The following is a 26,685-nucleotide window of genomic DNA, read 5'->3' on the forward strand; positions in this document are numbered from 1 at the left end:
GATTGTTGTAGTGCTTTGCCGGGTCAGTCGGACTTCCAGCGGTTCAGCAGGACGGCGAGCACCAGGATCACGCCCTGGACGCCTTGCTGGAAGTAGGAGGAAACGCCCATCAGGTTCATGCCGTTCATCACCACGCCCAGGAGGAGCACGCCGATGACGGTTCCGCGGATGGTGCCGACGCCGCCGAAGAGACTCGTTCCGCCAATTACGACGGCGGCAATCACCTGGAGCTCGTAACCGGTACCTGCCACCGGTGCGGCGCCGTCGAGACGGGCAGTGAGGACCAGGCCACCGAGTGCGGCAGTGACGCCGCCGATGAGGTAGACCATGAAGAGCACCCGGCCTGTTGAGATGCCGACCTTCTTGGCCGATTCCTCATTGCCGCCCACGGCGTAGACGTGGGAACCGAACTTGGTGCGGCTCAGCACGAACTCGCAGATGATGGCAGCCACCAGGAAGATGATCACGGGAACCGGGATGGGGCCCAGGAAGCCGGATCCGAGCCACTCAGCCGGTCCGCTGAGACCCGAGACGACCTGGCCGTCGGTGATCACGAGCGCCGCCGTGCGGGCTATGGCCATGGTGGCCAACGTTGCCAGGAAGGGAAGGATGGCTCCCCAAACCACCATCGCTGCACTGAGGAAGCCGACCAGGAGGCCGACGCCCAGGCCGGCGATCAGCGGCAGCCAGAAGGCGCCACCACTGGCGGGGGCTAGCAGGGCGAAGGTCATGCCGGCCAGGCCCACCACCGACCCCACGGACAGGTCGATTCCTGCCGTGATCATGATGAAGGTCATTCCCAGCGCGATCAGCCCGATGATGGAGGACTGCCTGACCACGTTCACGATGTTGTTCAGCGTGAGGAAGTTCGGGGCCGCTGCGGCTAGGAAGACGAGGATCACCACGAAAAGGATGATGATTCCGTAGTCCCCAATGAACCGCTTGACCTTGGTGGCGGTGAGGCCTTCCCTGAGGTCGGCGGGGCCCAGCTTGGTCTTGAGGTTGTCCATGGTGATGGTCATGAGTCGCTCCCGTTGGTGGTACCGCGTGCGGAGAAGGCATCAACGGTTTCCATGGATGAAGTGCTTCCGATCTTGCGGCGGTCCTCGGGAATGCCGCTCCCGGTGTCGACGTAGTCGTCCAGTGTGCCGTGGGAGATCAGGTGGGCCACCTGGGCCTCGGAAACCTCGCCCACGCGGAAGCGTCCCACTACCTGGCCCTGGCGCATGACGGCGAAGCGGTCCGCCACTGCGAAGGCTTCGTCGAGGCGGTGTGTGATGATGATGACCGCGATGCCCAGGTCCTTGAGCCGCTGGGTGACTTCAATGAGCTTGTCCACCTTGGCCACCGAAAGGTTCGCGGTGGGCTCGTCCATGATGATCAGGCGGGCGTCGAAGGCCAGGGCGCGTCCAATCGCCACAGCCTGCCGCTGGCCGCCGGAGAGTCGCTTCACCTTGAGCCGCGGGTTGATGGGAATGTCCAGGCGCTCCAGCACGCGCTTGGTCTCGGATTCCATCTTCTTCCTGTCGATGATCCGCAACAGCGGACCCAGGATGTTTTTCTGGGGCTCGCGGCCCAGGAAGATGTTGGTCCGGACATCGAGATTGTCGGCCAGGGCGAAGTCCTGGTAGACCATCTCGACGCCCTGGTCCCGGGACGCCGACGGGGTGGGGAAAGCGGTGGCCTTCCCGTCCAGTTCGATCGAGCCACGATCGGGCTGGTAGACACCCGTCAGCACTTTCATGAGTGTTGATTTGCCGGCGGCGTTGTCTCCAAGAAGAGCGAAGGTTTCGCCGGGCATGACATCGATGCTGACGCCGCGCAGTGCGGACACCGCCCCGAATGTCTTGTGTATGTCCTTTAGGGCGACCAGTGGAGTTGTCGCCGGTGGTGCGTCGGTCATCTCATCCTCGTTTGATAGGGCCATGCAAATGAACCGGTGAAACACCTTTGGCGATGGACCATCAAACAACGCTGTTCGACTTTGCAGATTCCGGGGTAATTCAAGAAAGCCCCATAACTGCGTGACCTTCGCCACACTGTTTCACTTACTTGAACTTTGACGGATTGGATATCCCGGTATGTGTGCCACTTTGGAACACGGACCCGCCGGAATTGTTGCTGCAGGAAACAATTCTTGGCGGTTGAGTCTTTAAAAGGACAAAGCCCAGCCCAGGCACGGATTGTTGCGAAAGAATCCGTGCCCGAACCGGGCAGTCATGGGGCTACGCTGACAGCTCCACGGCTATGGCAGAGCCTGTCCGGGCGGACTTCTCCGCCGCGTCGGCCAGGATCAAGGCAGCACGGCCGTCCTCGAAGCCGGGACTCCGGGAAGGAAGGCCGCGGACGGCGCGGAGGAACTCGGCGACTTCAAGCCGGTACGCCTCCGCATAGCGCTCCAGGAAGAAGTTCTGGTAGGGGCCCACGCCCTCGACGGACCGGGTACCCCAGTGCCGCACCAGGCTGTCGTTCTTGTTGGCCACCTGGAGCAAGCCGGTGGACCCAAAGGCCTCAATGCGCTGGTCGTAGCCATACGCGGAATGCCTGGAATTGAAGATGGTCACGAGTTCATCCTCGGAACCCCTGAGGGTAACCACGGTGGAATCGAAGTCGCCCGCCTGCCGGATGCCGTCGCTGAAGACATTGGCACCCCGGGCCGAGACCTCCACGATGTCCGGGATGAAGTAGCGTGCCATATCCAGGTCATGGATGGTCATATCCCGGAAGATTCCGCCGGACTGGGGCAAGTAGGCCGCCGGGGGCTCCCCTGGATCCCGACTGGTGATGATTAATTGCTCCAGGGCACCGATTTCACCAGCACCCACACGCCGCCTGAGCTCCACGAAGTGCCTGTCGAAGCGTTTGTTGAAACCCAAGGCGATCGGTACATCCGCAGCAGCCGCCTTGGCCCGGAGGGCATCCACCCGCCCAATCTCCAGGTCGATGGGCTTCTCGCACAGCACCGGGATGCCGGCGTCGATCGATTGTTCGATCAAGTCCACGTGGGTGGCCGTTGGCGAGGCGACAATAACGGCATCGACTTCCCCGGAGGCAAACACTTCCTCCGGATCGTCGCTTACGCGGCCTCCGAATTCAGCGGCCGTGTTCTTGGCGCCCTCAATGAAGGGGTCGCACACCCAGGCCAACATTGCTTCTTCGAGCGTTGCAAGGCTCATGGCGTGCACTTGACCGATCCTGCCGGTCCCGAACAGGCCAACCCTGATCTGTTGCGTCATTGCAGGTCTCCAGATATTAAGGTGGTTTATTGCTCGATCTTTTGCCGGCCCAGGCGCGCATAAACATCCGGACGCTTCGAGCGCAGGAAATAGGCGTAGATTATTCCGCCAACGAACAAGGCGAAAGTGAAGGTCATGAAAATAGCCGTCATGACCATGGAGCCGCCGATCAGCTCAGGGTAATTCGCGATTGCCAGGTAGGTGATCAGGCCAAGGAAGATCACACTGACTATCGGCGCCACAATGGTCTTCCATACGGATTCCGGAGCGAAACTGCGGCGGCGGACAAAGTACACCAGCACGGCAAAGCTCGTGATGAACATCAGGAGCAGGACAGAGAACGTGCCGCTGCCGCTCGCGATCGGGTAAAGGGCTTCAGGAGCCACCCCTGCCAAGGTGAACACCACGGTGGCCACGGCCCAGAGCAAACCAACGCCCACGGCTGAAACGTACGGTGACTTGTGCCGGGGATGCACCCGGCCCAGGGCCTTCGGAAGCGCACCGTCGGCAGCCAGAGAGAAGCTGTACCGTGCAGCGATGTTCTGGATGGACAGCATGGAGGCCAGGATGGAGGTGATAAGCAGGACCACCCCGATGTCTGCAAAGATCTTGCCCACCAACGCAATGGCGCCGTCGTTGAACAGGTTCACAGTGTTGGCCTTGGCTTCTTCCTGGACGTTGTCCGCTCCCAGGAAGGCCGTGTACGCCCAGGCAGCAACTGCGTAGAACAAGCCGATTCCCACTACTGCCAAGTAAGTTGCGCGGGGAATGGTCCGGTCCGGATTCTTGACCTCGTCGCGGTAGATGACCGTCGCTTCGAAGCCGAAGAAATTGCCGACGGCAAACAACAGCGCGAGGCCCAAACCGGCGTCGGTAATCCACGGCATGGAGAAGCCGACGCCCTGGGACACGTCACCGGAGGCGAACGCCGCGACGTCGAAAATGATGACCACGGCGGACTCCAGCAGCATGACCACCGTAAGCACCTTCGCGGACAGATCGATCCGGTTGTAGGCCAGGAGTGTTGTGATGGCAATGATGCCCAGGCCGTACCAGTACCACGGGATGTCCGGGCCGCCCAGGGTATTCACCACGAAGCTCTGCAGCGTGAGGGCGAACAGGGAGGGCGCAAAGAAGCCGATGAAGATATACCCAACCAGGGCCAAGAGCGCCCCGCCGAGGCCAGCCGGCTTTCCAAGACCCGCTGTGACGAAGGAGTAGAAGCCGCCCGGCGCCTCAACGCTACGGCTCATCTTGACGAAACCTACCGAGAAGATCAGCAGCATCAACGTCACCAGGAGGTAGATTCCGGGAGCGGTGTGGCCGCTGAAGAGGAGCATCACGGGCAAGGTGCCCGCAACGGTGGTCAGCGGGGAGGAAAAGGCGAGCACGTTCATCACGAGCTCACCCACCCCCATGTTGCCGCTGAGCTTGTGTTCCTGGGTCTGGGTAGGCGTTATCGGCTTCCCTTTTGTTGAGCTAGACATGTAATCCTCGTCACGAAATTTAGAGTGCTGAATCACACTACCGACGCGGATTGTGGGAGCACTGTACCAGCTTGGGACACCGTATTTGGAGCGGTTCCGCCCAGCTTTTTCAGGTCCACCACATCGTTGAGGGGCTGGCCCGATTTCCACTGCTGGAGGTTCTTCACGAAGCAGTCCACAACCTTCCCGCGCCAGCCGATCAGGTCACCGGAAGCATGGGGTGAGACCAGGATGTTGTTGCGGCTCCACAGCGGGTTTTCGGCAGCCAGGGGCTCGTTCTCAAAGACGTCCAAAGCCGCAGCTCCCAAATGACCCGCGTCGATCGCATCGAGGAGGTCCTGCTCCACCACCACGGCCCCACGGCCCACGTTGACCAAGCGGGCGCCCGGACGCATCTTGTCGAAGCGGGCCGCGTTGAACAGCCCTCGGGTCTCCTCGGTGAGCGGAACCGTGAGCACCACTTCCTGGGCCTCTCCAAGGAGCGCGTCCAGATCGTCGAAGGAGGCAATGGCGCCCAACTCAGCATCCTCACGTGCGGTTCGGCCCACCACTGATACATCCATGCCCGCTGCGCGGAGCAACAGCACGGTCTCCCGTCCCACCGGACCTGGCCCAACCACCAGCACCTTGCGGCCCAGCAGCGGCTCGGTCTCCCGGTGCTGCCACGTCCGCGCCTGCTGCAGCTCGATGGTACGGCGCAGGTCCTTGGTGAACATCAACAGCACACCCAGGACCCACTCCGCGATGGGGCGTTCGCAGACACCCCGGGAGTTGCTGACCACGATGTCGCTGTTGATGATCTCCTCGGTCATCAGGCTGTCCACGCCGATGCTGGACGTGTGGATCCAACGGAGGGCACCCGGGCCCACTTCGCGCAGCAGCTTGGTCCGGAAATCGTTGAGGAACAGGATCTCCGTCCCAGGCAGTGCAGCCCGGAACTCTTCGCCCGTCCGGACCACCACCACGTCGGCTTCGTCCTTCAACCGCTCCACGGGAGGCACCGGACGGCCCTCCTGGACAATAACAATCACTTTGGGTCGTGGCATATCTTCTCCTTTTTTGAAGGGCCGCTCCCACGGGAGCGGCCCTTGATGTCTGTATGGGGTGCCAGCGGCCTCCTACCAGCCGCCCTGCCATCCACTCATCAGGCCGTACGGCAACCGCTGGGGCTCCTCATCCGGCAGGCCCTTGAGGAAGTCGAAGTCGCAACCTTCATGCGCCTGGTTCACGTGGTCGATGAACAGGCGCCCGTAGCCGCGGCGGTACTTTGGCTCGGGCAGTTTGAGTTCCGCAAGCCTGGCTTCGATCTCTTCCTCGGGGAGGTCCAGGTCCAGCCGCTGGTTCTCGACATCCAGCACGATCGGATCGCCGTCGCGGACGATCGCCAGCGGACCACCCACCGCAGCTTCGGGCGAGACATGTAGCACGGTTGTGCCAAATGCGGTGCCGCTCATGCGGGCGTCGGAGATGCGCACAATGTCGCGGATGCCGCGGCGCAGCAGCTTCTGCGGGATGGGCAGCATGCCCCACTCCGGCATGCCGGGAGCGCCGACGGGACCGCTGTTGCGCAGCACCAGGACCGAGTCCTCGGTGATGTCCAGGTCAGGATCGTCGATCCGCCGTCCGAGATCGTAAATGTCGTCAAAGACAATCGCCGAGCCCTTGTGCTGCAGCAGGTCCTTGGAGGCGGCGCTGCGCTTGATCACGGCACCGTTGGGGGCCAGGGAACCACGCACGACGGCGATGCCTCCTGAGGCGTCAAAGGGCGTCTCGAGCTTACTGACGACGACGCCGTCGGGCTCGGGTGCGTTACGGTAGCCCTTTTCGAGGGACTCACCGGTGACCGTGATTGCATCCTTGTTCAACAGTGGCGTCAGTTCCTTGAGAACGGTGGAGATGCCGCCCACCTGAAAGAGCTGCTGCACCAGATACTCGCCGGATGGCCGGACATTCACGATCCGTGGGGTGCGCTGGGAAATCTCGTGGAAGCGGTCCAACTGCAGTTCGTAGCCGACCCTGCGGGCCAGAGCCAAAAGATGAACCACTGCGTTGGTCGAGCCACCCACGGCCATGAGCAAGGTGATGGCGTTGTCGAACGCCTCCTTGGTCAGGATCTCGCTGGGCTTCGGGCCCGACAAGGCCATTTCCACTGCCCGGCGGCCTGTGGCTTCCGCCGCCTGCCCGCGGCGTGAATCGACGGCGGGAATGGACGCAGTGCCGGGAAGGCACATACCCAGCGCTTCAACGAGCGATGTCATGGTGGAGGCCGTGCCCATTTCGCTGCAGTGGCCGGCGGAGGGCTTGGCAGAGGACTCAAGTTCATCGAAGTCCGCCTCGGTGATCTTGCCCGCGCGCAGTTCGTCCGCGTACTTCCACGTGTCCGTGCCAACGCCCAGCTGCTTGCCCCGGAAGTACGCCGGTTCCTGCGGGCCGCCCGTCAGCATGATGGTGGGAATGTCCGCGCTGGCCGCTCCCATGAGCTGTGCTGGAACCGTCTTGTCACAACCACCCAGCAGCACGATCGCATCCAGCGGGTACGCGCGGATGGACTCCTCAACGTCCATGGCCATCAGGTTGCGGAACTGCATGGCCGAGGGCTTCATCAGGCTTTCGCCCAAGGAGATGGTGGGGAACTCCAGCGGCAAACCGCCGGCCATCAGGACGCCGCGCTTCACGGCCTCGGCAAGCAGCTTAAAGTGGATGTTGCAGTTGACCAGCTCCGACCAGGAGTTTGCGATGCCAATGACCGGCCGGTCCTTGATGGCGAAGCGCGAGAAGCCTTCGGCCTGGATGGCAGTACGGTGCACGAATCCCGTGAGGTCGTGCGGCGCGAACCAGTGCGCACTGCGGAGATCGTTGTAGTTCGACTCAGGCATATCTTTCGGAACTCCTTGGTTTGTTCGTGTTGTGAAGTCTTGGGTGAGGCTGCTACGCGGCTGACGTGCCGCCGTCGAACGCCATGCTGGTGCCAGTGGCGAAGGTGCCGTCCACCGCCAGGAAGTAGATGGCTGCCGCTACTTCTTCCGGATCAGCGAGGCGGTTCAGCGGCACGGTGCTTTCCTTCTGCTGCAGGGCCAGGACGGGGTCCACCTCGGATTCCAGACCTGACCGCAACATGGGGGTATCGATGGGGCCCGGGCACACGGCATTGACCCGGACAACGGGCGCCAGTTCCAAGGCGAGCGCCTTGGTGAGTCCCACGACGCCAGCTTTGGCGGCGCAGTAATGGGCCAGCCCGGCGACACCCATGGTGGCAAGGTCCGAGGCGACGTTCACGATTGCCCCTCCCCCGGACCTGCGCATGTGCAGCCCCGCTTCCCGGGCGACGTAGAAGGTGCCGGAGAGGTTGGTGTCCAGTACTTCACGCCAGCGGCGATCATCCAGGTCCTCCAGTGCCGCGTAGCCGGCAACCCCCGCGGCGTTGACTGCAACGTCGAGTCCACCGAGGGCGTGGATGGCACCCCGGACCCCATTTCGGACCGATTCGGCGTCAGCGACGTCCGTAACCACTTGGTGAGCACCGCCGTCGATCTCCTCCACGACGCGCTGCAGCTCTCCGGCGCGTCGCCCCAAAAGGGCCACCCGCGCATCCCGCGCTGCGAACAGCTTTGCGGTCGCTTCGCCGACGCCGGACGTCGCGCCTGTGACGAGTACCCGCAAGGGTTCCGTCCGATTCCACGTGCTGCGGTCCATCATCGTCGACGGGCTCCTCTTTCTTGGCGTTACTGGACTAGTACGTTCTACTCAAACAGCCGGAGGCCTTCGCCGGATGTCTCAGATTGAGACACCGCGCACACTCCTTGCGTTCATAGGCTGATCCGCAGATGCCGACGCTCTGTGCGGCACAGCACCGCCGAAGAGCGGAACAAACTAAGGAGTCCACTTTGGAAGACCAGAACCGCATTGGCGTTGGCCTCATCTCGGTGGGGTGGATGGGGCGCCTGCATTCCCGCGCCTACCTCGCCACCAAACAGTTCTTCCCCGAACTGCCGCGCCACCCCGAGCTTGTCATCGCCGCAGACCCGGACGACGCCGGCCGTCACCATGCCGAGGACGCGCTCGGTTACAGGGAAACGGCTACCGACTACCGCAAAGTACTGGAGAACCCGGACGTCGATGTCGTCTCGATCTGCTCCCCCAACTTCCTGCATCACGAAATCGCTTTGGCCACCATCGAGGCCGGCAAGCACTTTTGGATCGAGAAGCCGATGGGCCGCAGCGCCCAGGAATCCCGCGAGATTGCCCAGGGCGCTGAGGGCGCCGGACTTATCACGTCGGTGGGCTTCAATTACCGGCATGCACCGGCCATCGCTGAGGCACGACGGTTGATCCGTTCCGGGGCGCTGGGCAAGGTGACCAACGTGCAGATCCGCCTGCTGACCAGCTACGCCTCGGACCCGAAGCAGGTGTTCACATGGCGGTACGAGCAAGCGCGCGCAGGGTCCGGCGTATTGGGCGACATCCTGAGCCACGGTTTCGACCTGGCCCAGTTCCTGGTAGGCCGCATCACCTCGGTCAACGCGGTGACGGAAACGTTCATCAAGGAACGTCCGCTGCCAGCCGGAACGTCGTCGAATTCCTTCAACAAGGGTGAGGCCTCGGATGTGACCCGGGAGGTGGAGAACGAGGACTACACGGCCATGCTCGCCCGCTTCGAGGGCGGTGCAGTGGGCATGTTCGAGACAACCCGCGTCGCGATCGGCCCGCACGCTGAATACATCGTGGAGGTTTACGGCACCGAAGGATCCATCCGCTGGAACTTCGAGCGCATGAACCAGCTGGAAGTCGCAACGGACCGCAGCGGATACCGGACCATCATGACCCCGCCCTCCTTCGGCGAATTCGGGCGCTTCCAGCCCAACGCCGGTCCCGGCATCGGCTTCAACGACCTCAAGACCATCGAGGCTGCCCTGTTCCTGCGTTCGGTGGCCGAAGGCAAGCAGCTTGGACCTTCTGTGGCCGACGGTTGGTCGGCATCGGAACTGGTGGATGCCTCCCTGCGCAGCGCAGAGTCTTCCGCTTGGGTGGAGGTCCCGGAAGTCACAGGGATCACCACGTACGGGGCCTAGGCTCCTGCGACAAAGATGGAGGCCGGATCGCGTGATCCGGCCTCCTTTTGCTGCGCTGAAACTTAGTCGCTGTAACCTACTTCGCGAAGCGGAACAGCTTCTTGTTCGCGAACTCCAGCATGCCCACCTTGCCCAGCTCACGTCCGTAACCGGACTTCTTGACGCCACCGAAGGGCACGTCCGCACCGCTAAGGTCGTAGGCACCCACGAAGACCATGCCGACGTCGAGCTGGTTTCCGACGCGCTCGGCGCGCTCAACGTCGTCGCAAATCACTACCGAACCCAGGCCGTACGGCGAGGAGTTGGCCAGCTTGATGGCTTCCTCGTCGCTGCTGACCTTGTACAGCTGCGCAACAGGGCCGAAGAGTTCCTCGCTGTAGACGTCCATGGCCGGCGTGATGTTCGTGATCACTGTCGGGGTGAACACGTTGCCCTGGGGCTCATTGTTCCCAACCAGGATCTCTGCGCCTTGGTCAAGGGCACCCTGCACCTGGGAAGCCAGGAACTTTGTGGCCGAATCGGAGGACATCGGTCCGAAATCGCCGTTCTCGTAGGACTGTCCGGCGATGGCTGCCTTGAACTTCCCGGAGAACTCGTCGAAATACTTGTCCAGCACCACGATCCTCTTGGAACCGTTGCAGGACTGGCCCGTGTTGCCCATGCGGCCCATCACGGCCTTCTTCACGGCAAGGTCCACGTTGTCCGTGTCCAGGACCAGGAACACATCGGCGCCGCCGAGCTCCAGCACGCACTTCTTCAGCGCACGTCCGGCCTGTTCAGCCACGATCGCTCCCACCTGCTCGGAGCCGGTGAGCGAGACACCCTGCACCCGGTCGTCCGCGATCATGGTGGAGATCTGCTGGTGGGTGGCGAACAGGTTGACGTAGGCACCCTCCGGGAAGCCTGCATCGCGGAAGAGCTCTTCCAACGCCAGCGCCGACTCCGGACACTGGCTGGCGTGCCGGACAATGACGGTATTGCCCAGGATGATGTTGGGAATCGCGAACCGGGCCACCTGGTAATACGGGTAGTTCCACGGCATGATGCCCAGGATCACACCGAGGCCCTGGTAGCGGAAGAAGCTCCGCAGCCCGTCGGCTACCTCCAGTTGCTCATCGGCGAGCCATTCTTCGGCGTGCTCCGCGAAGGCCGCAGCGATGGTACCGGAAAACTCGGCTTCGCCAACGGCTTGGTGGAGGGGTTTGCCCATCTCGCGGTTGATGATTGCCGCAAGCTTGTCCTTGCGCTCGACAAACAGCTCCGCGAGGCGTTTGGCCAGGGCAGCGCGCTCGGCGACTGTAGTGGTGCGGGACCACTCCTGGTAGGTCTGTTGGGCGGCGCTGAGCCCAGCTGCCACCTCTGCGTCAGTGGCCGCTGGGTACTCGGCGTAGATGGTTCCGGTAGCCGGATCAGTAACGGCAAATGTGCTCATAATGATTGCTCCTTGGTCAGTAAATCCCGTAAAAGAAACGGGCGGGACCGCTGGATGGAGCGGTCCCGCCCGGTGCGCCTAGCGTGCGTCAGGTGCGGTGGTGGCAGCGTAGAAGCGCTGCCGCTCACGGCCCTTGAGGTGCTTGGCAGCACCCTCCAGGGTGGCGGGCCGCTCCGAGGTCATCGGAGCTCCAACGTCCCAAAAGGCGCCGTTGCCGGAAAGGTAGCGCCACGGCTCCACCCGGGCGACGATCACTGCGGGACCCTCGGCCTCCTGCGCCTCGGTGAGGGCGGCAGAGAACTCCTCGACCGTCGTCGTCGACCATGCCGCACAGCCCATGCTGGCCGCGTTGGCGGCGATGTCGAACTCGAGTACTGCCCCGTCCAAACGGCCGGACTCCTTGCTGCGTTCCCGGTACTGGGTGCCGAATTCGCGGCCCGGACCGCCCTTGGCAACCTGCAGCGGCCAAATGCACTGGTGGCCGCGGTTGTCGATCACGATCGTGATGATCTTCTTGCGTTCCTGGACGGCCGTGACCAGTTCCGTGGGCTGCATGAAGTAGGTGCCGTCACCGATCAGGACATACACCTCGCCCGGCGCGTCATCGCGGGCGATCCGGTAACCCAGGCCTGCGGGGATCTCGTGGCCCATGCAGGAGTTGGCGTACTCAAAGTGGATTTCGGTGCCGTTGGACGGGTCCCAGGCCTTGTGGATACCTTCGACCACGCCGCCGGAACCCAGGATCAGGGCGTCCTGGCTGGTGGTGCGCTTGTTGAGCACGTCGATCACCTGGGCCTGGCTCATCAGTTCGCCCGGGAAGGCCTGGAGGTCGTGCTTGCGCACTTCCAGCGTGGCCTTGCGTGCGTCCGCGATGTCGCTGCGGAACTCGTCCGACGTCGAGTACCCGACGGCGGTGAGCCGCTCACGCAGGCCGGCCAGGTTGAGCCTGGCATCGCCGATGACGGGGAACGAGCCCATCTTGTGGGCGTCGAACGAACCCACGTTGAGGTTCACGAACTTCACGTCCGGGTTCTGGAACAGCGAATGCGAGGCGGTGATGAAGTCCTGCAGGCGCGAGCCAACGGTAATGACGCAGTCCGCGCCGTCGGCGATCTCATTGGCACCCACGGTTCCGGTCACGCCCAGCGCACCGAGGTTGAGGTCGGTGCTGGGTCCGCTTCCCTTGCCCGCGTAGGTCTCGGAGACCGGGATGCCGAACTCGGAGCTGAAGCGCGCCAGTTCTTCCTGTGCCTTGGAGTAGCGGACGCCGCCACCGGCGATCAGCAGCGGACGCTTGGCGTTGCGGATGATTTCCGCGGCGTCACGAAGCTCGTCCTCAACAGCCGGACGACGGCGGATGTGCCAGACGCGCGGGGTGAAGAAGGACTCCGGGAAGTCGAACTCCGCGCCCTGGATGTCCTGCGGCAGACAAACCACCACGGCACCGGTTTCCACGGGATCGGTGAGGACGCGCATTGCCTCCGGGAGCGTGGACAGCAACTGGGCGGGGTGCGTGATGCGGTCGAAGTAGCGGCTGACAGGACGGAAGCAGTCGTTGGCGGACACGTCGCGTTCCACCGGGTGCTCGATCTGCTGCAGCACGGGATCGCCGAAGCGGTTGTTGATGATGTCCGCGGGGAAAAGCAGCACGGGCAGGCGGTTGGTGGTGGCTGTGGCGGCACCGGAAACCATGTTGGTGGATCCCGGACCGGCGGAAGCGGTGCAGGCCAGGGTGGCGGCACGGTTGGAGGCCTTGGCGAAGCCGATGGCCGCGTGGACCATGGACTGTTCGTTCTTGCCCTGGAAGTGCGGGAAGTCCACACCGTACTCGTCGATGCCCTGGGCCAGGCCCACGGAGTTGCCGTGCCCGAAGATGCCGTACATGCCGGCGATCAGGCGGCGTTGTTCGCCGTCGAGTTCGCTGTACTGGACCTGCAAATACTCGACGATCGCTTGTGCGACAGTGCGGCGGCGGACGGCCTTTTTATCGGCTGCGATATTGACCTCGGTGCCGATATCAGCAGCGGCTGTGCTAGTCATGCGTTCTCCTAAATTCGTAGGTGCGTCGGCATTTGCAAACCGATTCGCCCGAACATCAGGTTTTCACCGCGGGGAAGCAAAGTTGTGTCCCAGTTTGGGACGCGGGCCACGTGCCCGGACACGCAAACAGCAGCCGACGGCGGTAAGTGCGTACCGCCGTCGGCTGCTGTTTGTTTTCGCTTGTCTTAGTCGAAGCGGTAAGGCTCCTGCGGTCCCACGGAGGGCAGCGGCCGGGGCCGCTCGCAGGTGCTTTCGATCGCGATGTGCTTGCCCTGCTCCGAGGAGGCCTCGAAGGCGAGGAGGACTTCCAGCACGTGGTAGGCGAAGTCGCCGCCCGTCCGGGGTTCCACGCCGTTGCGGATGGCGTAGCCGAACTCGGCCAGGCCGATGCCGCGGTAGGCATCGTCGCGGTGGGTGATGGGCGTTTCGCGCCAGTCGCCGCCGCCCGGAGGCGTCATGTCCAGCGCGAGGTCGCCCGGCTCACCGCGCCGCAGCACGGGAGCGCCGGAGAAGTGGTCCGGGTTCGGTGCCGCCAAGGAACCACCGGTGCCGTAGATCTCCAGGTGCGGCAGGTTGTGGTTCCAGATATCCCAGCTGACGATCACTGTGGCAGAGGCGCCGGACTCGAAGTCGAGGGTGCCCGTGACATGCGTGGGGGTCTGGATCTGGATGACTTCACCGTCCTTGCCGGGGCGGGGACGGGTCTCGGACGAACGCGGCGTGGTTGCGGAGACGCGGGAAACGGGGCCGAAGAAGTTCACCAGGTTGGTGATGAGGTACGGTCCGATGTCCAGCATGGGGCCTGCGCCGGGGCTGTAGAACGGGTCCACGTTCGGGTGCCAGTGCTCGTAGCCCCTGCACGCGAAGGAAGCGAAAGCTGCAACGGGCTCACCGATCCAGCCGTCGTCGATGAGCTTGCGGCTGGTCTGCATGCCGGAACCCAGGAAGGTGGTGGGCGCGGAGCCCACTTTGACGCCGGCCTCCCGCGCCGCGTCCAGGATCTGCTTCGCTTCCTCAAGGGACGTGGCGAAGGGCTTCTCGGAAAGGACGTGCTTGCCGGCCGCGATCGCCTGGAGCGTGACCGGCGCGTGGAGCTTGGGCGGTGTGAGGTTCAGGACCAGCTCCACGTCCTCATCCGCGAGCAACTCGTCCGGAGTGAGTGCTTTGGGAACTTCATACTCGGCGGCGCGCTTCCGCACGGCCTCGGGATTCACATCCGCGAGCGCCACGATGTCCACGTCAGGGTGGACGCCGATCTTGTCCAGGTATTGGTTGAGGACGTTTCCGACGCCGATAATGCCGACTCGAATGGGTTCCATGTGAATCTCCGTTTAATGATTGTTGGAACATCCCGGGGCGAGGACTATACCCCGCCCCGGGATGGGTTGCGATAGCTGCGGTTTAGCCGGCCAGGCGTTCCTCGCGGGTCTTCGCCGTGGCTGCCTCGTCGATGGCACCGTCGGTGATGACCACGCCGTAGTGGGCTGCCGCGGCCTCAAGGGTCACCCGGGACTCGCGGTAGTCGTCCAGGACGGCCAGCACGTCGCGTTCGAGCGGGTCGCCGTATCCGCCGCCGCCGGGGGTGATGGAAACGACCTTCTCGCCCGACTGCAGGTCGTAGCGGCCCACTACGGGAATTTCGCGGCGTTCGCCGGTCTTGAGGTCCTCCACCCACGCGGACGGTTCCGCTCCGTCGTGGCCACCGCGGACACCCTTCGGCGGGTTGATCTTGCCTTCGATGCCATAGGTAAGGGTGACGCTCTCGCCGCGGGGCTCCATGGTGACGCGTGTGGCGAGTCCGCCACGCTGGCGGCCGGCTCCGCCGGAGTCGGCAACCAAGGTGCGCTCGTGGACCAGGATCGGGTAGCGCTGCTCGTCCACTTCCACGCTGTCGTGGTACAGCAGGGCGCCGCATACGGGACGCTGGTAGGTGGGCCAGCCGTCTACATAGGGGGTCGCCGGACCACCGACGCCGCCTACCAGGATCTGGTTGACGTAGGGGTTGCCATTGCGTTCGTCCGTTCCTGAGATGACCGACTTGGCGGGTGCCTGGCCGGCCGCACCCTCGGCGGTGCCGTAGCCGTCGTCGATCTGGGAGAAAGCGGCCTGGACGATGTTGACCACGCGGTCAGCGAGGTTCGTGGTGCCGGAGGAACAAGAGTACGGGTGCTTGGGAACACCGACGGCGCAGCCGTCCCGCAGCAGCACCTCGACGCGACGGAAGGTTCCCGCATTGCTCGGCAGATTCTCCGGGATGCCGGAAAGGATGCCGGCCAGGGCGGCGCCGGTGGCAGTTGCCTTGGTGAGGTTCAGGCCGTTGGGCAGGTTGTCCGGGTTGTCGCGCAGGTCGATCACCACCTTGCCCTGCTTGGGCTTCACCTCGAGGGTTGCCTGCAGCTGCACGCCCTCCGGGCCGGTTCCGGGGAACGGATCGTGAGCGGACGCGCCGTGGAGGACGTACTCGGGCAGCTTCTCGATCGCGCTGGCGGTGAGGCGCTCGGAGTAGTCGAACCAGGCGTCCACGAAGTCCACCAGGTCATCCACGCCGAACTTCTCGGCGAGTTCATGGATGCGGCGCTCGGCGATGCGCGAGGCGCCGACGGAGGCCAGGTAGTCGCCGTACCACTGGTCCGGAACACGGATGCGGGACCGGCACATGCGGATGATGTCGTCGATGTCCGTGTAGTCGCGCTGGATCCGCACGCAGGGGAAGATCAACGCGCCTTCCTCGTACACGTCCCGCGCGGTGGCGAAGAACGTGGTGGGAAGCGAGTTGCCGCAGTCGGCCTGGTGGGCCTTGGTCACGGCGGTGAAGAGGTGGCGGCCCTGGATGAAGATGGGCACCAGGATCACGTGGTCTGCTGCGTGTGAGTTACCCATGTAGGGGTCGTTGTGCAGGAACGCGTCGCCTTCGCGGATGTCCTTGTGGAGTTCCACCATGTCCTCGCCCAGCGGGCCGGCACCGAAGACGTGCACGGGAACACCTTCAGCCGCGGCAAGCAACTGGTTGTCCGCGGTCAGCACGGCACAGGAGAAGTCGCGGGCCGTGTTGATCACGGAAGAGCGGGCGGAGCGGAGCAGTCCGCTGGTCATCTCGCGGACAATGCCGTCGAATGCGTTGGCAAGGACCGAGAGCTTTACGGGATCGAATTCGCGGGTCACGGTTACGCCTCCTTACGGGTGAGGTAGATGTTGGATCGTTCATCGAGCGTCGCGTCCCACTCCGGTGGTACGACGATGGTGGTGGTGGGCTGGTCGATGACGGCCGGTCCCACGATCTTGTCGCGCGGAGCGAGCGTCACGCCGCGGTAGCGCTGGGTGCTGAAGGGTTCGCCGCCAAAGACAATGCTGTCAGTGCGGTGGATTTCCGCGGTCCGGCTGAGTTCGCCTTCGGACCTGATGTGCTCCGGACGCGGGATTTCCACGCGGACGCCCCAGGTGATGATCTCCACGCGGCTGTCCGGATCGTGGGTGCCGTTGCGGCGGTCGTGCTCTTCGTGGAAGGCGCGCTCGATGATGCCTGCCGCGTCACCGGAGGTGTCCGGGGCGGCGTCGAGGTAGACGCGGAGGTCCCAGGCCTGGCCGGGGTACCGGGCATCCACGAAGTAGGTGACCTTGGGCGCTTCGCCTACGCCGTCGAAGCGCTTCACGAAGAGCTCAGCCTTGGCTGTCAGGTCCTCCACGGCGCGGGAGGCCGAACCGGCGTCGAAACTGCGGGTGTCGTTGTGCAGCGGGGAGAGGAACTCGGTGGCGATTGGGGCACGGTGGGCACCGTACGCGGCCAGGACGCCGGCAGTCGCCGGGATCAGGACGGTGTCCGCTTCCAGGAGCCTGCCAATGATCGCTGCGACCATGGCGCCTGCGCCGCCGCCGGCAACAATAAGCGCACCCCGGGGGTCAACGCCCTGTTCCAGGGCAGACTGCCGGATGGCGGTAGCCATGTGGTTGGCGGAGACATCCAGGATGGCCTGGGCGGCCTGCAGGGTGTCCATCTTCAAAGGCCCGGCGATGCGGGTATCGATGGCCTTGACGGCGGCCTCGCGGTTCAAGGTAAACCCGCCTTCGAAGCCCTCCGTATCGAGGTAGCCAAGCGCCACGCAGGCGTCGGTGACGGTTGGTTCTTCGCCGCCGCGGCCGTACGCTGCGGGACCGGGAGTGCTGCGCGCACTCTGCGGGCCCACGCGAAGGAGGCCACCGCCGTCGATCCAGGCGATGCTGCCGCCACCAGCGCCGATGCTGGAAACCGCAACGGAAGACAAGCCGGTGAGGTGCCCGACGAACGGCTCCCCCAGCCAGGCTTCGCGGGTGTGGCGGACCACGCCGTTCTCCACCAGCGACACATCGAAGGTGGTGCCGCCCATGTCGCAGACAACCACGGTGTCGTGGTCCGGGGCTGCTGCCGCACCCACCAGCGGTGCCATGGACGGGCCGGAGTTCAGCAGCAGGACGGGACGGTCAAGGACATCGGCGACGTCGAGCACGGCACCTTCGGAGGTCACTACCAGGAGGTCGCCGGCGAAGCCGTATTCCTGCAGGTCCGAGCGCAGCTTACCCAGGTGGTCGGCCATGAGCGGCTTCAGGGAAGCGTCGATCGAGGCTGCCGAGGAGCGTCGGTATTCGCGGATGGTGGGGTTGGCCGCGTTGGAGAGCGTGTACGGAACGCCGGGAAGGATCTCCTGGATCAGCTCGGCAACCCGCTTCTCGTGGGCGTCGTTGATGATGGACCAAAGGAAGGAGACCGCAACGGCTTCGATGCCCTGTTCCTTGAAGGAACCGAGGACTTCGCGGACCTGCTCTTCGTCCAGCTCCACCAGGACGTCACCCTCGGCAGAGATGCGCTCGGTGATTTCAAAAGTCAGGTGACGGGGAATGTAAGGCGGTGGGTAGGCAGCCTTGGAATCGAAGGCGTCACGGCGGCCACCTTCGCGGAGCAGCAGCGTGTCGGCGAAACCGTCCGTGGTCAGCAGCGCCGTCTTGGCAACTTTGCCGGTGAGCACTGCGTTGGTGGCGTGGGTGGTGCCGTAGACGATGACGTCGGCATTGCGGAGAACATCGTCGCCGCTCCAGCCAACGGACTCGGCCGCGCGGCGGACCGAGGCTTCGAAGCCGGTGAACACGCGGTCGTAGGTGGTCAGCGCCTTGCCGACTGCCATGTCGCCGCTGTTGGAACCGACCACGACGTCGGTAAAGGTACCGCCGGTGTCGACGGCGATGCGGTATCGTGCCTCGCCTGGTTGTGTTTGTACATCACTCATGGTCTTCATTACTTTCGTAGAGCTTGCAGGGGGTTAGAGCTGGGGCTTGCCCACGGTGTTGCGGAGCAGACCTACCTTGTCGATTTCGATTTCCACGGTGTCTCCCGGTTCCAGCCAGACAGGCGGGTTCCGCTTGGCACCGATGCCCTGCGGGGTTCCTGTGGCAATGACGTCGCCGGGTTCCAGGGTGAGGAAGCTTGAGAGGTAGGAGATGATCCGCGCGATCGGGAAGATCTGGTAGCTCGTGTTGGAGCGCTGCACTTCGATGCCGTTCACGCGGGTTGCGAGGTCCAGGTTCTGGGGATCGCCCACTTCGTCCAGGGTGACCAGGGCAGGACCCCACGGGGTTGACCCGTCCACGGCTTTGCCTGCCAACCACTGGGTGCCGCGGTACTGCAGGTCGCGGGCCGTGACATCGTTCAGCGGGGCAAGTGCGGCCACATAGTTCAGCGCTTCTTCTTCCGTGACTTCACTGGCCTTGCGCCCGATGACTACTGCCAGTTCTCCCTCGAAGTCGAGGTTTTCGCTGACCTTTGCACCGCCGATTTCGTCCTCGGGCCCAACCATGGTGGAGGCGAACTTGGCGAAGACGTCAGGGTAATCCGGGAACGCGCGGCCGGTCTCGGCAACATGGTCCTTGTAGTTCAGGCCAATGCAGAGCACCTTGGAGGGATTGGGCACCGGAGTGGCCAGGCGGACATCGGCCCGGGCACCAACGTGTGCTTCCGGATCCTGTCCGGCCAAGACGCTGACCTCGGCGGAGATGGCCTCCAGCCGGTCGCCGTAAAGTTCCAGGAATTCCCGGACGGACGTGGTGGCTCCGTGCACTGCCTGGCGGGAACCCTGCAGGAGCAGTTCCAGGTCATAGACGGTGTCTTCGATCAGGACGCCGCCGCGGATACCGGATTCGTGTTCGTAGGAAACGATCTTCATGGTTACTTGGCACCTTCCGTAGTGGGAGCCTCCGAGGCGACTGCCAGGACAGCGTCGGCCAAGCGGTCGGTAATGTCGGCCACCACCTTTTCGTCCATGGGCGTGGACAGGGAGAGCAGGTTGGCCGGGGAGCCGAGCAGTCCGCGCTCGTAGGAGGCCCACCACAGCTTGTGCTGGGTGTGCTCGTCCACTTTCTCCGCACCGGCAGGAACCGCGCGGAGGAGCGAGCCGTGGCCACGGATCTCCCAGCCGGCGTCGGCAATCCTGGCGTTGACCGTTTCGCGGGCGGTGTCGCCCAGATGATTCAGTCGCTTGACCTCGTCCTCGGTGTAGAGGCGCAGGGCAACGGAACCGGCGGCCATGCTGACCGGGTTGCCGGAGAACGTTCCGCCGTGGGGCAGGCTGCCCGGACGGGTGGGGTCCACTTCAGCCATGAGCTCGGCCCTGCCGCAGACCGCACCGACGGGGAATCCGCCGCCGATGAGCTTTCCAGTGGTCAGCAAATCCGGGGAAACCCCGTACTCACCGCTGAAGCCGCTGTAGCCAAGTCGGAGGCTGATGACCTCGTCGATGATCAGCACAATGCCGTAGCGGGTAGCCAGCTCCCGGGCGGTCCGGACGAATTCCTCGTTGATGGTGAGCAGGCCGGCACGGTTGGGCAGCAGGTCCAGGATGATGGCGGCATAGGCGTCCGGAGCGGCTTCAACCGCCTGGCGCAGGAATTCGACGTCGTTCAGCGGCACCGCAGTGACGTCGTCGATCACGCCGCGGGTCACGCCGCGCTGGTAGGACGGCCCGCCCGGGACCAGGGCAACCTCGGACGTTCCGTGGTAACCACCTTTGGTGACGATAACGCGCTCGCGCCCCGTCGACGCACGGGCGATGCGGATCGCGGACATGACGGCCTCGGTGCCGGAATTCGCGAAGCGGACCTGGTCCAACTCCGGAAGGCGGCCGAGCAGGAGTTCGGCAAGTTCCCATTCGTTTAGGTTCGGGATGCCCCAGCTCGCCCCGGTGGTAAGGGCCTTGGTGGCGGCCTCGGTGATTTCCGGGTGGGCGTTGCCGTGGATCAGCGAGGTGAAGTTGTTGTTCGCGTCGATCAGTTCACGCCCGCGGTCGTCCCACACCCGGTAGCCCTCACCCTTGATGGCGTAGGGGCTCGGAGCGCCGGTGTAGTACGTTGAGCGGCCGTAGCCGCCGGGAAGCAGCGGGAAACCACGCGGTCCACGGCGCAGGTGCGGATCTTCTACAGGGTTCTGTAAAGCAGCGAGGTCTTCAAGATGATTGGTGGTTGCCAAGTCGGGTTTCTCCAGTCTCTTCAGTTCACAGGTCGTTTCAGTTCACGAGGTCGATGAGTGGCTGGCCGGTCAGCGCGAGGCGGACCCGCTCCACAGCGCCGTCCTGCAGGGCGCCCGTCGACCGGTTGGAACGCCAGGCAATGTGCGGGGTGAGGATGGCGTTGGGCGCCGTGCGCAGGGGGTGGTCAGCGGCGAGCGGTTCCTGGGCGAAGGTGTCGATGCCGGCGCCTGCGATGTGATCCGAGGTCAGGGCCTCGGCGAGCGCGGCCTCGTCGATGAGTCCGCCGCGGGATACGTTGACGATCACGGTACCTTTGCGCATCCTGGCGAGGACTCCGGTGGAAATGAGGTTCGCCGTCTCGTCGTTCAGCGGCAGGTGGAGGGAAACGACGTCGGAATTCTCCAGGATGTGTTCCAGCCCGGCCATCTCCACGAAGCTGTCCGTCACGAAGGGATCGTAGGCGCGGACCCGGGCGCCGACGGCCGAGTACATGCGGGCTACGTGCTGGCCGATGCGTCCCATGCCCAGGACGCCTACCTCCAGCTCGGAGAGGACAGGGGTGTCGTAGCCGATGGTTCCGGCCCAGCCGAGGTTGTTGATCGCTGCGTTGCCGGCGGGCAGGCGGCGGGCCAGCGCCAGGCCCATCGCGAAGGCGTGGGAGGCAACTTCCTCCGACGCCGTGCCGGGAACGATCGAGACCGGGATGCCCGCCTCGGTGGCCGCGGCGACGTCGATGTTGTCGTAGCCGATCCCGTACCGGATGACTGCACGGCACTTGGCCATCAGCGGGAAGTCCGCCGCAGTGAGCTTGGCGTAGGGAGTGATCATCACAATATCGGCTTCGGCCAGCCCGTCGCGGAAGGCGTCAGTGTCCGCCGCGGGGTTGAGTGTGTAACCGAACTCCTCCGCGAGCGCGTGCTCACGGTCCAGGTCCGGGAAATGGTGAGGGGCCACAAGAATGGTTCCCTGGGCATCGCGGGTCATAGTCAGTCGTCCTGTTCGTGTTGGTACCCTCGGTCCTGCCGGAAACTCCTTGGGACGGGTGCCGGTGTCGGGTGATTTCCAGTACAACGCGATATCGGGGCGGCCATCCGTGCCAGATCGAGACACCTCGGTGGGACACTGTCCCAGCGCCTGGGTGTCTGGGCCCCGGACGCGCAAAGCGGCCACCCGCCGTCGGGCCTCTTCAGTTGGTGGGCAGCGCACAGCAGCCGACCCCTTGGGAGGTCGGCTGCTGCTGCGTTGAATCAGAGGTCGAAGCCGCGGCTGCGGAAGTAGTCCATGCGCCGGTACAGTGTGGAACGGCCGATCTGCAGGGTTTCGGCAGCAAGGCTGCGGTTGCCGCCCGCTTCCTGGAGCGCCGTACGCAGTTCGCTGAGTTCCGCGTCCTCCAGGCGGGACAGCCTGCCCTTGGTCAGCACGCGGTGGAAACCCTGCGGCAGGTCGTCCAGGGTGACCTCCGCACCTTCTGCACGTTCGACGGCGTTGGAAACCACCGCGCGCAGCTGGTCGATGTTTCGGGGCCAATCAGCGTGGGTCAGGGTGGTGATGAGCCGCCGGGACAGCTTCCGCTCCCCCAGCTCTTTCGCGATGGCGTTGGCCAGTTGGGGGATATCCTCGCGCCTGTTGCGCAAGGGCGCCACGGAAATCTCCAGGACATCGAAGGCTTCGGAAAGCAGGAGGGTGGCCTCCGTGGGGCGCGTGATGGTGAAAATCAGCCTGGTGGCGGCGATGCCCCGAAGGTTGCGGGCGATCTCGCTGGCTTCGTTCTGGGAGAGCTCATCGGCGTGCTCCACGATCAATGTTGAGGGAAGCTCGGTGGCCACCCTGTGCAGGATGTCCCGGAGCGAGGTGTTCCTGAGGTCTCCGTTGCGGGCGTCCACCACCATCTGCCCACCCCGCAGGGCGGCGATGGCACCGGCCAACCGCAACTTTCCGCTGCCGACTTCACCGAACATCACCACGGACCTGTCCTGGTCCACGGCTTTCTGGGCCAGGTTGAGGGTGCGCTTGAACTCAGTGCTGGTGCCATCCACGTGCTTCAACAACCGCTCCGCGGTCCCCTTTGGTGCTGACTCCAGCGCTATGGCAGCACCTGAGGCAGCATTCGACCGCTCTTTGGCGGGTGCGTGCGGCCGGACCACCACGATTGCTCCCACGTTGGCCGATGAAAGCGACACAGGCGCTATCTCCAAGGTCGAAAGCCCTGGCCCTTGCAGCATGACTTCGCAGTTCATGTCACGGCCGGAGGACATGACCGCCTTGGCGTAGCCGCAAACAACCGAAAAATCGCTGTCCACCAGCGTCGCCGTCGCCGAGGCGTTCTGGAGCGCGTTTTTACCGTCGACGGCGATGACCGCCCGGTTGCCCCTTCGGCGGGAGACCCTGAGGTACTCACTGAGCAATGCCCGCTCTTTTGAGGAGGTACGGACCTCGATGTCCCGCTCAATCCGCGAAGCAACACCTTCCAGCATGAGCAGTGTTGATGACGGTTCCAGTGTGCTGACCCTGTTTGCCGGGAGCGTCAATCCGATCACGGCCCTCACCCGGTTATGGAACGGGTCGCGTACCAAGGACGCAAAGCACCAATTGCCCCTCATGTCCTCACGGAAATGTTCTTCCGGGGCCAGCCACACACCACGCCCTTCTTCGAGCGCCAGGCCTTCGCCGTTGCTGCCGCAGCTCTCCTCCAGAAGGGAGTAGCCGGCGGGGAATCCGTCGTCCCGGAGGAAACTGGCTTTGACAAGCACACCGTTGGGGGCGGTGATGTTCACATAACCGCCCAGGTCGGCGGCCACCTCATCCAGTTTCCGCAGGTGCGTGCCGGCCGCCGCGATGGTGTACTCGTCAACCCGCCCTTCGTCGTAGAACCCGCGGTCGGCAAACGCGTCGACGCCCGCTGCCCGGCTCCGGTACCACGAGCGGGCCACCATCGGACGGATACCACTGAGGTCGGCATGGGGTTGCATCAGGAAGATCTCCCGGAGGCGGTTGGTTTCGCGTGGTGTCTCGTAGGGCCACGATGACAATACTTCTGCTGACATGGGAGGTTCTCTCTGGGTATTCGGTTCAGGACGCCAATGCCGGGCCAGGTCCTTCAGGCGTGGTCCTTCGTGGCCGCCACCTCGGCAGCTTGGGACGGAACGCCCGTTCCGCACTCCAGTTCTTATCGTGTGAAGCGTCGTCCTCCAGCGCCCGTGCGGCGATATACGCGGCGACCATTCCCGAAAGACCGCTTCCGAGGATGACGTTGTTGTTCCGAGCGGCCCCCACGCTCGTGTTTTGGGTGACCATTGCGTGCTCTTCCGCTCAAACCATTCGGATGGCCGGTGCATGTGCTCCGTGCCACTTTCAGAATACCTAACTAACAGACGTTAGGGAAGACTTCGGCTTCCATTTACCTAACGACTGTTAGGATGACCGATTATGAGCGTGACGTCCTATGAAGCTGCCACCCAGGCCTTCGAATCGCGGCTGGAGGAATGGAATTGGACAGGCCAGAAGGCTGGCCGCCAGAACATCCTTGAGGCCTTCCTGCAGCTCGCCATTGCCAACGGTTTCAACTCCGTCTCGATGCGGACCATTGCGAATGCCGTAAATATCAAGCCTCCCAGCCTCTACTCCCACTTCCCCGATGGCCGGGACGAAATCGTCGCCGAATCCCTGCGCTGGCACTTCCACAGGTTCGGCGTCGCCCTGCTCGAAGCCGTTGCACCGGCGCGCAATGCGGAAGAGTTCTGGGATGCGATGGTCAGGCTTCACTTCACACGCCAGGTGCGGCTTCCCGAAAGCAACCTCTGGGATTTGCTCGTCGCCACAGACAGGATGGCAGAGGTGCTGCCCAAGGATCTACGGGCACAGGTGGACGATTGGGTGGCACTACACGAGCAAATGTATGAGGCAGCCGCGCGTGACATGGGGTGCCCGGAGCCGGCGGAGCATGTGAGGGTGGTGGTCACGCTCCTCGAGGGAGCTACGCGCTGGGCTCCCACTGATTGCACCGACACCGAACTTGAGGTGTTGGCGGACCGTGCGGTCACTCTGTCCCGGGCGATTTTGGCGGTCGAGTTTCAAGACCGTCCTGCCCCTGGAGGTACATAGTAAGTCAGCTGTTGGTCGCGGCATCCAACAGCCAACCCTGTCGCCCTCGTCACCGGCGCCTCCTCCGGCATCGGCTACGAGTTGGCCCGGCAATTCCTTAGCAACGGCTTCGATACCGTCATGGTCGGACATTGGAGTGGGTGGCCCGTTCATCGAGACGGACCTGGCGCAGGAACTGTGGATCATTGACCTTAACGTCGCGTCCACGATCAGCATCGCCAAGTGTGTCGCCAGGGACATGGTGGCGCGGAATGCAGGCCGGATCCTGTTAACCTCGTCAGTCATTGCCCGCACTCCTGCGCCGCTCCAGGCAATCTATGGAGCGTGCAAGGCATTCCTTCAGTCGTTCGGACAGGCGCAGCGTAACGATCCGAAGGACACCGGCGTCAGACACCGCCTTCGGCAGGCACTTCAGCGAACCCGACTCCGGCGAACCCGAAGAGATCCGCTAGCCATCAACAATCCTCCGATACGTACTCGGCGTAAAGCCCAGGTACTTCCGGAAGTCGTTCGTCAGGTGCGCATGGTCCGCGTAGCCAAGTTCGACGGCGATCGCCGCAAGGTCCGCTGTTGGATCGGACCTTGCGCGCTCGGCGGCGTCCTGCAATCGTCGACGCCGAATGAGCGCCGACGGGCTGAGCCCCACGTACTTCTTCGCAACCCGTTGCAAGGTCCTGGAAGATACCGCCAAGCGCCGTGCGGCATCCTCGATCAGGAGTACCTCGCGGTCCGAGGCGATCACGTCCACCATGCGGTTGGCGAGCAACGCCTCCTCTGTGGGAACAACATCCCTGGAAGCCAGCCACGCAGCAAAGGCGGCCACTGCACGCTCCCGGCGAGCGCCGTCGTCGGGCGTTGCCGCGGCGGGAAGCGGGTCCATGGCGGCCGAAACCGCAGCATGCAGGTCATCCAGCGGTAAGGCGACTTCCTGGTCGCGCAAGGCCTCGGGGTTATCCGTGAACAGCGGCACTGCAGCAGGCCGGAGCAAGGCACCCACAGCCCAGCCTTTGCCGCTCAGGTCACGGAAACCCGCGCGGGTTGCCGGTCCGGAAAGTCCGACTCCCCCGCCTTGGACCACGAGGTTGGAGGCGGGGTAGGCGATCACGTGCTGCCGGGATGAACGGCCAGGCTCGATGTCCCATTCGGGGATCCAGAACCACTCCACGAGCTCCGCGACCGCGTCGGGGGCCGGAAGCCTATGGAAGGTCGGCAACCGCGCCGGGTACAGGATTCCCTTGAAGGAGCTCTCCAACAGACCTCCAAAACTGTCGCGAATCTGCAAGGCGCACTGCATGGCCGGAGCGTAGCGTCGTAGCCATGACCGATACTACAAGCACAGAATCAACCACGGCAGCCGATGGGCAGTACACCACCCGCGGCGTCCCCAACGGGCTGACCAGCCTCACGCCCTTCCTCGCCGTGCCCAACGCCCGGGAAGCCATAGCGTTCTACCGCGACGTCTTCGGAGCCCGCGTTGTGGGCCAGACCGACATGGGCGGAGTGGTGGTGCACGCGGAGCTGGACTTCGGAAACGGCCACCTCCAGCTCGGCGAACCGAACCCGGAGTATCACCTGGTACCGGCACCGGACGGTGAAGACGACTGCTACTCCATGGGCCTGTACTGCGCGGACGCGGATGGTTTGGTCCGAAAGGCGGAGCAAGCCGGCGCCACCGTCCGCGAGCCGCTGACCACCTTTGTTTCAGGTGACCGCTACGCCAGCATCCGTGATCCCTTCGGCGTTCGCTGGTCCATCATGACCCGCGTTGAAGACCTTTCCGAGGAAGAAAGCAACCGCCGGGTGGAAGAGTGGGCAGCCCAGCAGGGCTGACCG

Annotated in this window: 21 protein-coding genes and 2 pseudogenes; 5 read left to right on the forward strand and 18 right to left on the reverse strand. The window is 64.0% G+C overall.

What is annotated here, in order from left to right:
- Positions 1-23: 23 nt before the first annotated feature.
- The 7 genes from FDP28_RS18925 to FDP28_RS18955 all read right to left on the reverse strand — a co-directional run bounded on the left by FDP28_RS18925 (position 24) and on the right by FDP28_RS18955 (position 8,419).
- Positions 24-1,022, reverse strand: a complete 999-nt coding sequence (locus tag FDP28_RS18925) for an ABC transporter permease (RefSeq protein WP_260842539.1) — start codon at positions 1,020-1,022, stop codon at positions 24-26.
- On the reverse strand, positions 1,019-1,903 hold the full coding sequence (locus tag FDP28_RS18930; RefSeq protein ID WP_186313717.1) for an ATP-binding cassette domain-containing protein: 885 nt from the start codon (positions 1,901-1,903) through the stop codon (positions 1,019-1,021). The genes FDP28_RS18925 and FDP28_RS18930 overlap by 4 nt, the downstream gene beginning before the upstream one ends.
- 322 nt (positions 1,904-2,225) lie before the next feature.
- On the reverse strand, positions 2,226-3,236 hold the full coding sequence (gene iolG / locus FDP28_RS18935) for an inositol 2-dehydrogenase (RefSeq protein ID WP_144663153.1): 1,011 nt from the start codon (positions 3,234-3,236) through the stop codon (positions 2,226-2,228).
- 26 nt (positions 3,237-3,262) lie between these two features.
- The gene (locus FDP28_RS18940; protein ID WP_144663154.1) at positions 3,263-4,723 is read right to left on the reverse strand and encodes an APC family permease; all 1,461 of its coding nucleotides are present in this window, start codon (positions 4,721-4,723) and stop codon (positions 3,263-3,265) included.
- 32 nt (positions 4,724-4,755) lie between these two features.
- Positions 4,756-5,769, reverse strand: coding sequence for a D-2-hydroxyacid dehydrogenase (locus tag FDP28_RS18945; protein WP_144663155.1), 1,014 nt, complete (start codon positions 5,767-5,769; stop codon positions 4,756-4,758).
- Between the two features lie 72 nt (positions 5,770-5,841).
- Positions 5,842-7,599: an IlvD/Edd family dehydratase gene (locus FDP28_RS18950; RefSeq protein ID WP_144663156.1), complete on the reverse strand. Its 1,758-nt coding sequence runs from the start codon at positions 7,597-7,599 to the stop codon at positions 5,842-5,844.
- Positions 7,600-7,651: 52 nt separating this feature from the next.
- Positions 7,652-8,419 carry an SDR family NAD(P)-dependent oxidoreductase gene (locus FDP28_RS18955; protein WP_144663157.1) on the reverse strand — a complete coding sequence of 256 codons (768 nt, stop codon included), beginning with the start codon at positions 8,417-8,419 and terminating at the stop codon, positions 7,652-7,654.
- A gap of 188 nt (positions 8,420-8,607) precedes the next feature.
- On the opposite strand from FDP28_RS18955, the gene FDP28_RS18960 reads away from it, so the two are divergent.
- Positions 8,608-9,792, forward strand: coding sequence for a Gfo/Idh/MocA family protein (locus FDP28_RS18960; protein ID WP_144663158.1), 1,185 nt, complete (start codon positions 8,608-8,610; stop codon positions 9,790-9,792).
- 76 nt (positions 9,793-9,868) lie between these two features.
- On the opposite strand, the gene FDP28_RS18965 is transcribed toward FDP28_RS18960, so the two are convergent.
- The 10 genes from FDP28_RS18965 to FDP28_RS19010 all read right to left on the reverse strand — a co-directional run bounded on the left by FDP28_RS18965 (position 9,869) and on the right by FDP28_RS19010 (position 24,045).
- Positions 9,869-11,224: an aldehyde dehydrogenase family protein gene (locus tag FDP28_RS18965; protein WP_144663159.1), complete on the reverse strand. Its 1,356-nt coding sequence runs from the start codon at positions 11,222-11,224 to the stop codon at positions 9,869-9,871.
- Positions 11,225-11,302: 78 nt separating this feature from the next.
- Entirely contained in the window at positions 11,303-13,264 is a 1,962-nt protein-coding gene (gene iolD, locus FDP28_RS18970) for a 3D-(3,5/4)-trihydroxycyclohexane-1,2-dione acylhydrolase (decyclizing) (protein ID WP_144663160.1), read from the reverse strand.
- 185 nt (positions 13,265-13,449) lie between these two features.
- Complete coding sequence (locus FDP28_RS18975) at positions 13,450-14,583, reverse strand: Gfo/Idh/MocA family protein (RefSeq protein WP_144663161.1); 1,134 nt, start codon at positions 14,581-14,583, stop codon at positions 13,450-13,452.
- An 82-nt stretch (positions 14,584-14,665) separates the two neighbouring features.
- Positions 14,666-16,426 (reverse strand): hydantoinase B/oxoprolinase family protein, encoded by a 1,761-nt coding sequence (locus FDP28_RS18980; protein WP_144663162.1) that lies wholly within the window; start codon positions 16,424-16,426, stop codon positions 14,666-14,668.
- Positions 16,427-16,428: 2 nt separating this feature from the next.
- Positions 16,429-18,519, reverse strand: coding sequence for a hydantoinase/oxoprolinase family protein (locus tag FDP28_RS18985; RefSeq protein WP_144663163.1), 2,091 nt, complete (start codon positions 18,517-18,519; stop codon positions 16,429-16,431).
- Positions 18,520-18,552: 33 nt separating this feature from the next.
- Positions 18,553-19,452 (reverse strand): fumarylacetoacetate hydrolase family protein, encoded by a 900-nt coding sequence (locus tag FDP28_RS18990; protein WP_144663164.1) that lies wholly within the window; start codon positions 19,450-19,452, stop codon positions 18,553-18,555.
- Positions 19,453-19,454: 2 nt separating this feature from the next.
- Complete coding sequence (locus FDP28_RS18995; RefSeq protein WP_144663165.1) at positions 19,455-20,750, reverse strand: aspartate aminotransferase family protein; 1,296 nt, start codon at positions 20,748-20,750, stop codon at positions 19,455-19,457.
- A 37-nt stretch (positions 20,751-20,787) separates the two neighbouring features.
- On the reverse strand, positions 20,788-21,735 hold the full coding sequence (locus FDP28_RS19000; RefSeq protein ID WP_144663166.1) for a C-terminal binding protein: 948 nt from the start codon (positions 21,733-21,735) through the stop codon (positions 20,788-20,790).
- 263 nt (positions 21,736-21,998) lie between these two features.
- Positions 21,999-23,795, reverse strand: a complete 1,797-nt coding sequence (locus FDP28_RS19005; RefSeq protein ID WP_144663167.1) for a sigma-54-dependent Fis family transcriptional regulator — start codon at positions 23,793-23,795, stop codon at positions 21,999-22,001.
- Between the two features lie 25 nt (positions 23,796-23,820).
- Positions 23,821-24,045 carry an NAD(P)/FAD-dependent oxidoreductase gene (locus tag FDP28_RS19010; RefSeq protein WP_186313718.1) on the reverse strand — a complete coding sequence of 75 codons (225 nt, stop codon included), beginning with the start codon at positions 24,043-24,045 and terminating at the stop codon, positions 23,821-23,823.
- A 132-nt stretch (positions 24,046-24,177) separates the two neighbouring features.
- Between FDP28_RS19010 and FDP28_RS19015 the strand changes: the two genes are divergently transcribed.
- From FDP28_RS19015 to FDP28_RS21020, 3 genes and pseudogenes are all read left to right on the forward strand, one after another.
- A complete protein-coding gene (locus tag FDP28_RS19015; RefSeq protein WP_144663168.1) occupies positions 24,178-24,852 on the forward strand; it encodes a TetR/AcrR family transcriptional regulator in 675 nt (224 codons plus the stop codon).
- A 51-nt stretch (positions 24,853-24,903) separates the two neighbouring features.
- Positions 24,904-25,041, forward strand: a pseudogene (locus tag FDP28_RS20695) (hypothetical protein); the annotation flags it as partial.
- Positions 24,989-25,231: pseudogene (locus tag FDP28_RS21020) on the forward strand (SDR family NAD(P)-dependent oxidoreductase); the annotation flags it as partial. The pseudogenes FDP28_RS20695 and FDP28_RS21020, both read left to right, overlap by 53 nt.
- Positions 25,232-25,300: 69 nt before the next feature.
- Here FDP28_RS21020 and FDP28_RS19025 read toward each other — a convergent pair.
- Positions 25,301-26,104 (reverse strand): AraC family transcriptional regulator, encoded by an 804-nt coding sequence (locus FDP28_RS19025; RefSeq protein ID WP_144663192.1) that lies wholly within the window; start codon positions 26,102-26,104, stop codon positions 25,301-25,303.
- A gap of 65 nt (positions 26,105-26,169) precedes the next feature.
- Here FDP28_RS19025 and FDP28_RS19030 point away from each other — a divergent pair, with 65 nt between their 5' ends.
- Entirely contained in the window at positions 26,170-26,682 is a 513-nt protein-coding gene (locus FDP28_RS19030; protein ID WP_144663169.1) for a VOC family protein, read from the forward strand.
- The last annotated feature ends 3 nt before the right edge of the window (positions 26,683-26,685 follow it).

This window comes from Paenarthrobacter nicotinovorans, from assembly GCF_007670255.1.
GTDB classification, from domain to species: domain Bacteria; phylum Actinomycetota; class Actinomycetes; order Actinomycetales; family Micrococcaceae; genus Arthrobacter; species Arthrobacter nicotinovorans_B.

Coding starts and splice junctions, on each gene's coding strand:
- FDP28_RS18925 (WP_260842539.1), bottom strand. CDS start 1,022: ATGACCATCACCATGGACAACCTCAAGACCAAGCTGGGCCCCGCCGAC.
- FDP28_RS18930 (WP_186313717.1), bottom strand. CDS start 1,903: ATGACCGACGCACCACCGGCGACAACTCCACTGGTCGCCCTAAAGGAC.
- iolG (WP_144663153.1), bottom strand. CDS start 3,236: ATGACGCAACAGATCAGGGTTGGCCTGTTCGGGACCGGCAGGATCGGT.
- FDP28_RS18940 (WP_144663154.1), bottom strand. CDS start 4,723: ATGTCTAGCTCAACAAAAGGGAAGCCGATAACGCCTACCCAGACCCAG.
- FDP28_RS18945 (WP_144663155.1), bottom strand. CDS start 5,769: ATGCCACGACCCAAAGTGATTGTTATTGTCCAGGAGGGCCGTCCGGTG.
- FDP28_RS18950 (WP_144663156.1), bottom strand. CDS start 7,599: ATGCCTGAGTCGAACTACAACGATCTCCGCAGTGCGCACTGGTTCGCG.
- FDP28_RS18955 (WP_144663157.1), bottom strand. CDS start 8,419: ATGATGGACCGCAGCACGTGGAATCGGACGGAACCCTTGCGGGTACTC.
- FDP28_RS18965 (WP_144663159.1), bottom strand. CDS start 11,224: ATGAGCACATTTGCCGTTACTGATCCGGCTACCGGAACCATCTACGCC.
- iolD (WP_144663160.1), bottom strand. CDS start 13,264: ATGACTAGCACAGCCGCTGCTGATATCGGCACCGAGGTCAATATCGCA.
- FDP28_RS18975 (WP_144663161.1), bottom strand. CDS start 14,583: ATGGAACCCATTCGAGTCGGCATTATCGGCGTCGGAAACGTCCTCAAC.
- FDP28_RS18985 (WP_144663163.1), bottom strand. CDS start 18,519: ATGAGTGATGTACAAACACAACCAGGCGAGGCACGATACCGCATCGCC.
- FDP28_RS18990 (WP_144663164.1), bottom strand. CDS start 19,452: ATGAAGATCGTTTCCTACGAACACGAATCCGGTATCCGCGGCGGCGTC.
- FDP28_RS19000 (WP_144663166.1), bottom strand. CDS start 21,735: ATGACCCGCGATGCCCAGGGAACCATTCTTGTGGCCCCTCACCATTTC.
- FDP28_RS19005 (WP_144663167.1), bottom strand. CDS start 23,795: ATGTCAGCAGAAGTATTGTCATCGTGGCCCTACGAGACACCACGCGAA.
- FDP28_RS19010 (WP_186313718.1), bottom strand. CDS start 24,045: ATGGTCACCCAAAACACGAGCGTGGGGGCCGCTCGGAACAACAACGTC.
- FDP28_RS19015 (WP_144663168.1), top strand. CDS start 24,178: ATGAGCGTGACGTCCTATGAAGCTGCCACCCAGGCCTTCGAATCGCGG.
- FDP28_RS19030 (WP_144663169.1), top strand. CDS start 26,170: ATGACCGATACTACAAGCACAGAATCAACCACGGCAGCCGATGGGCAG.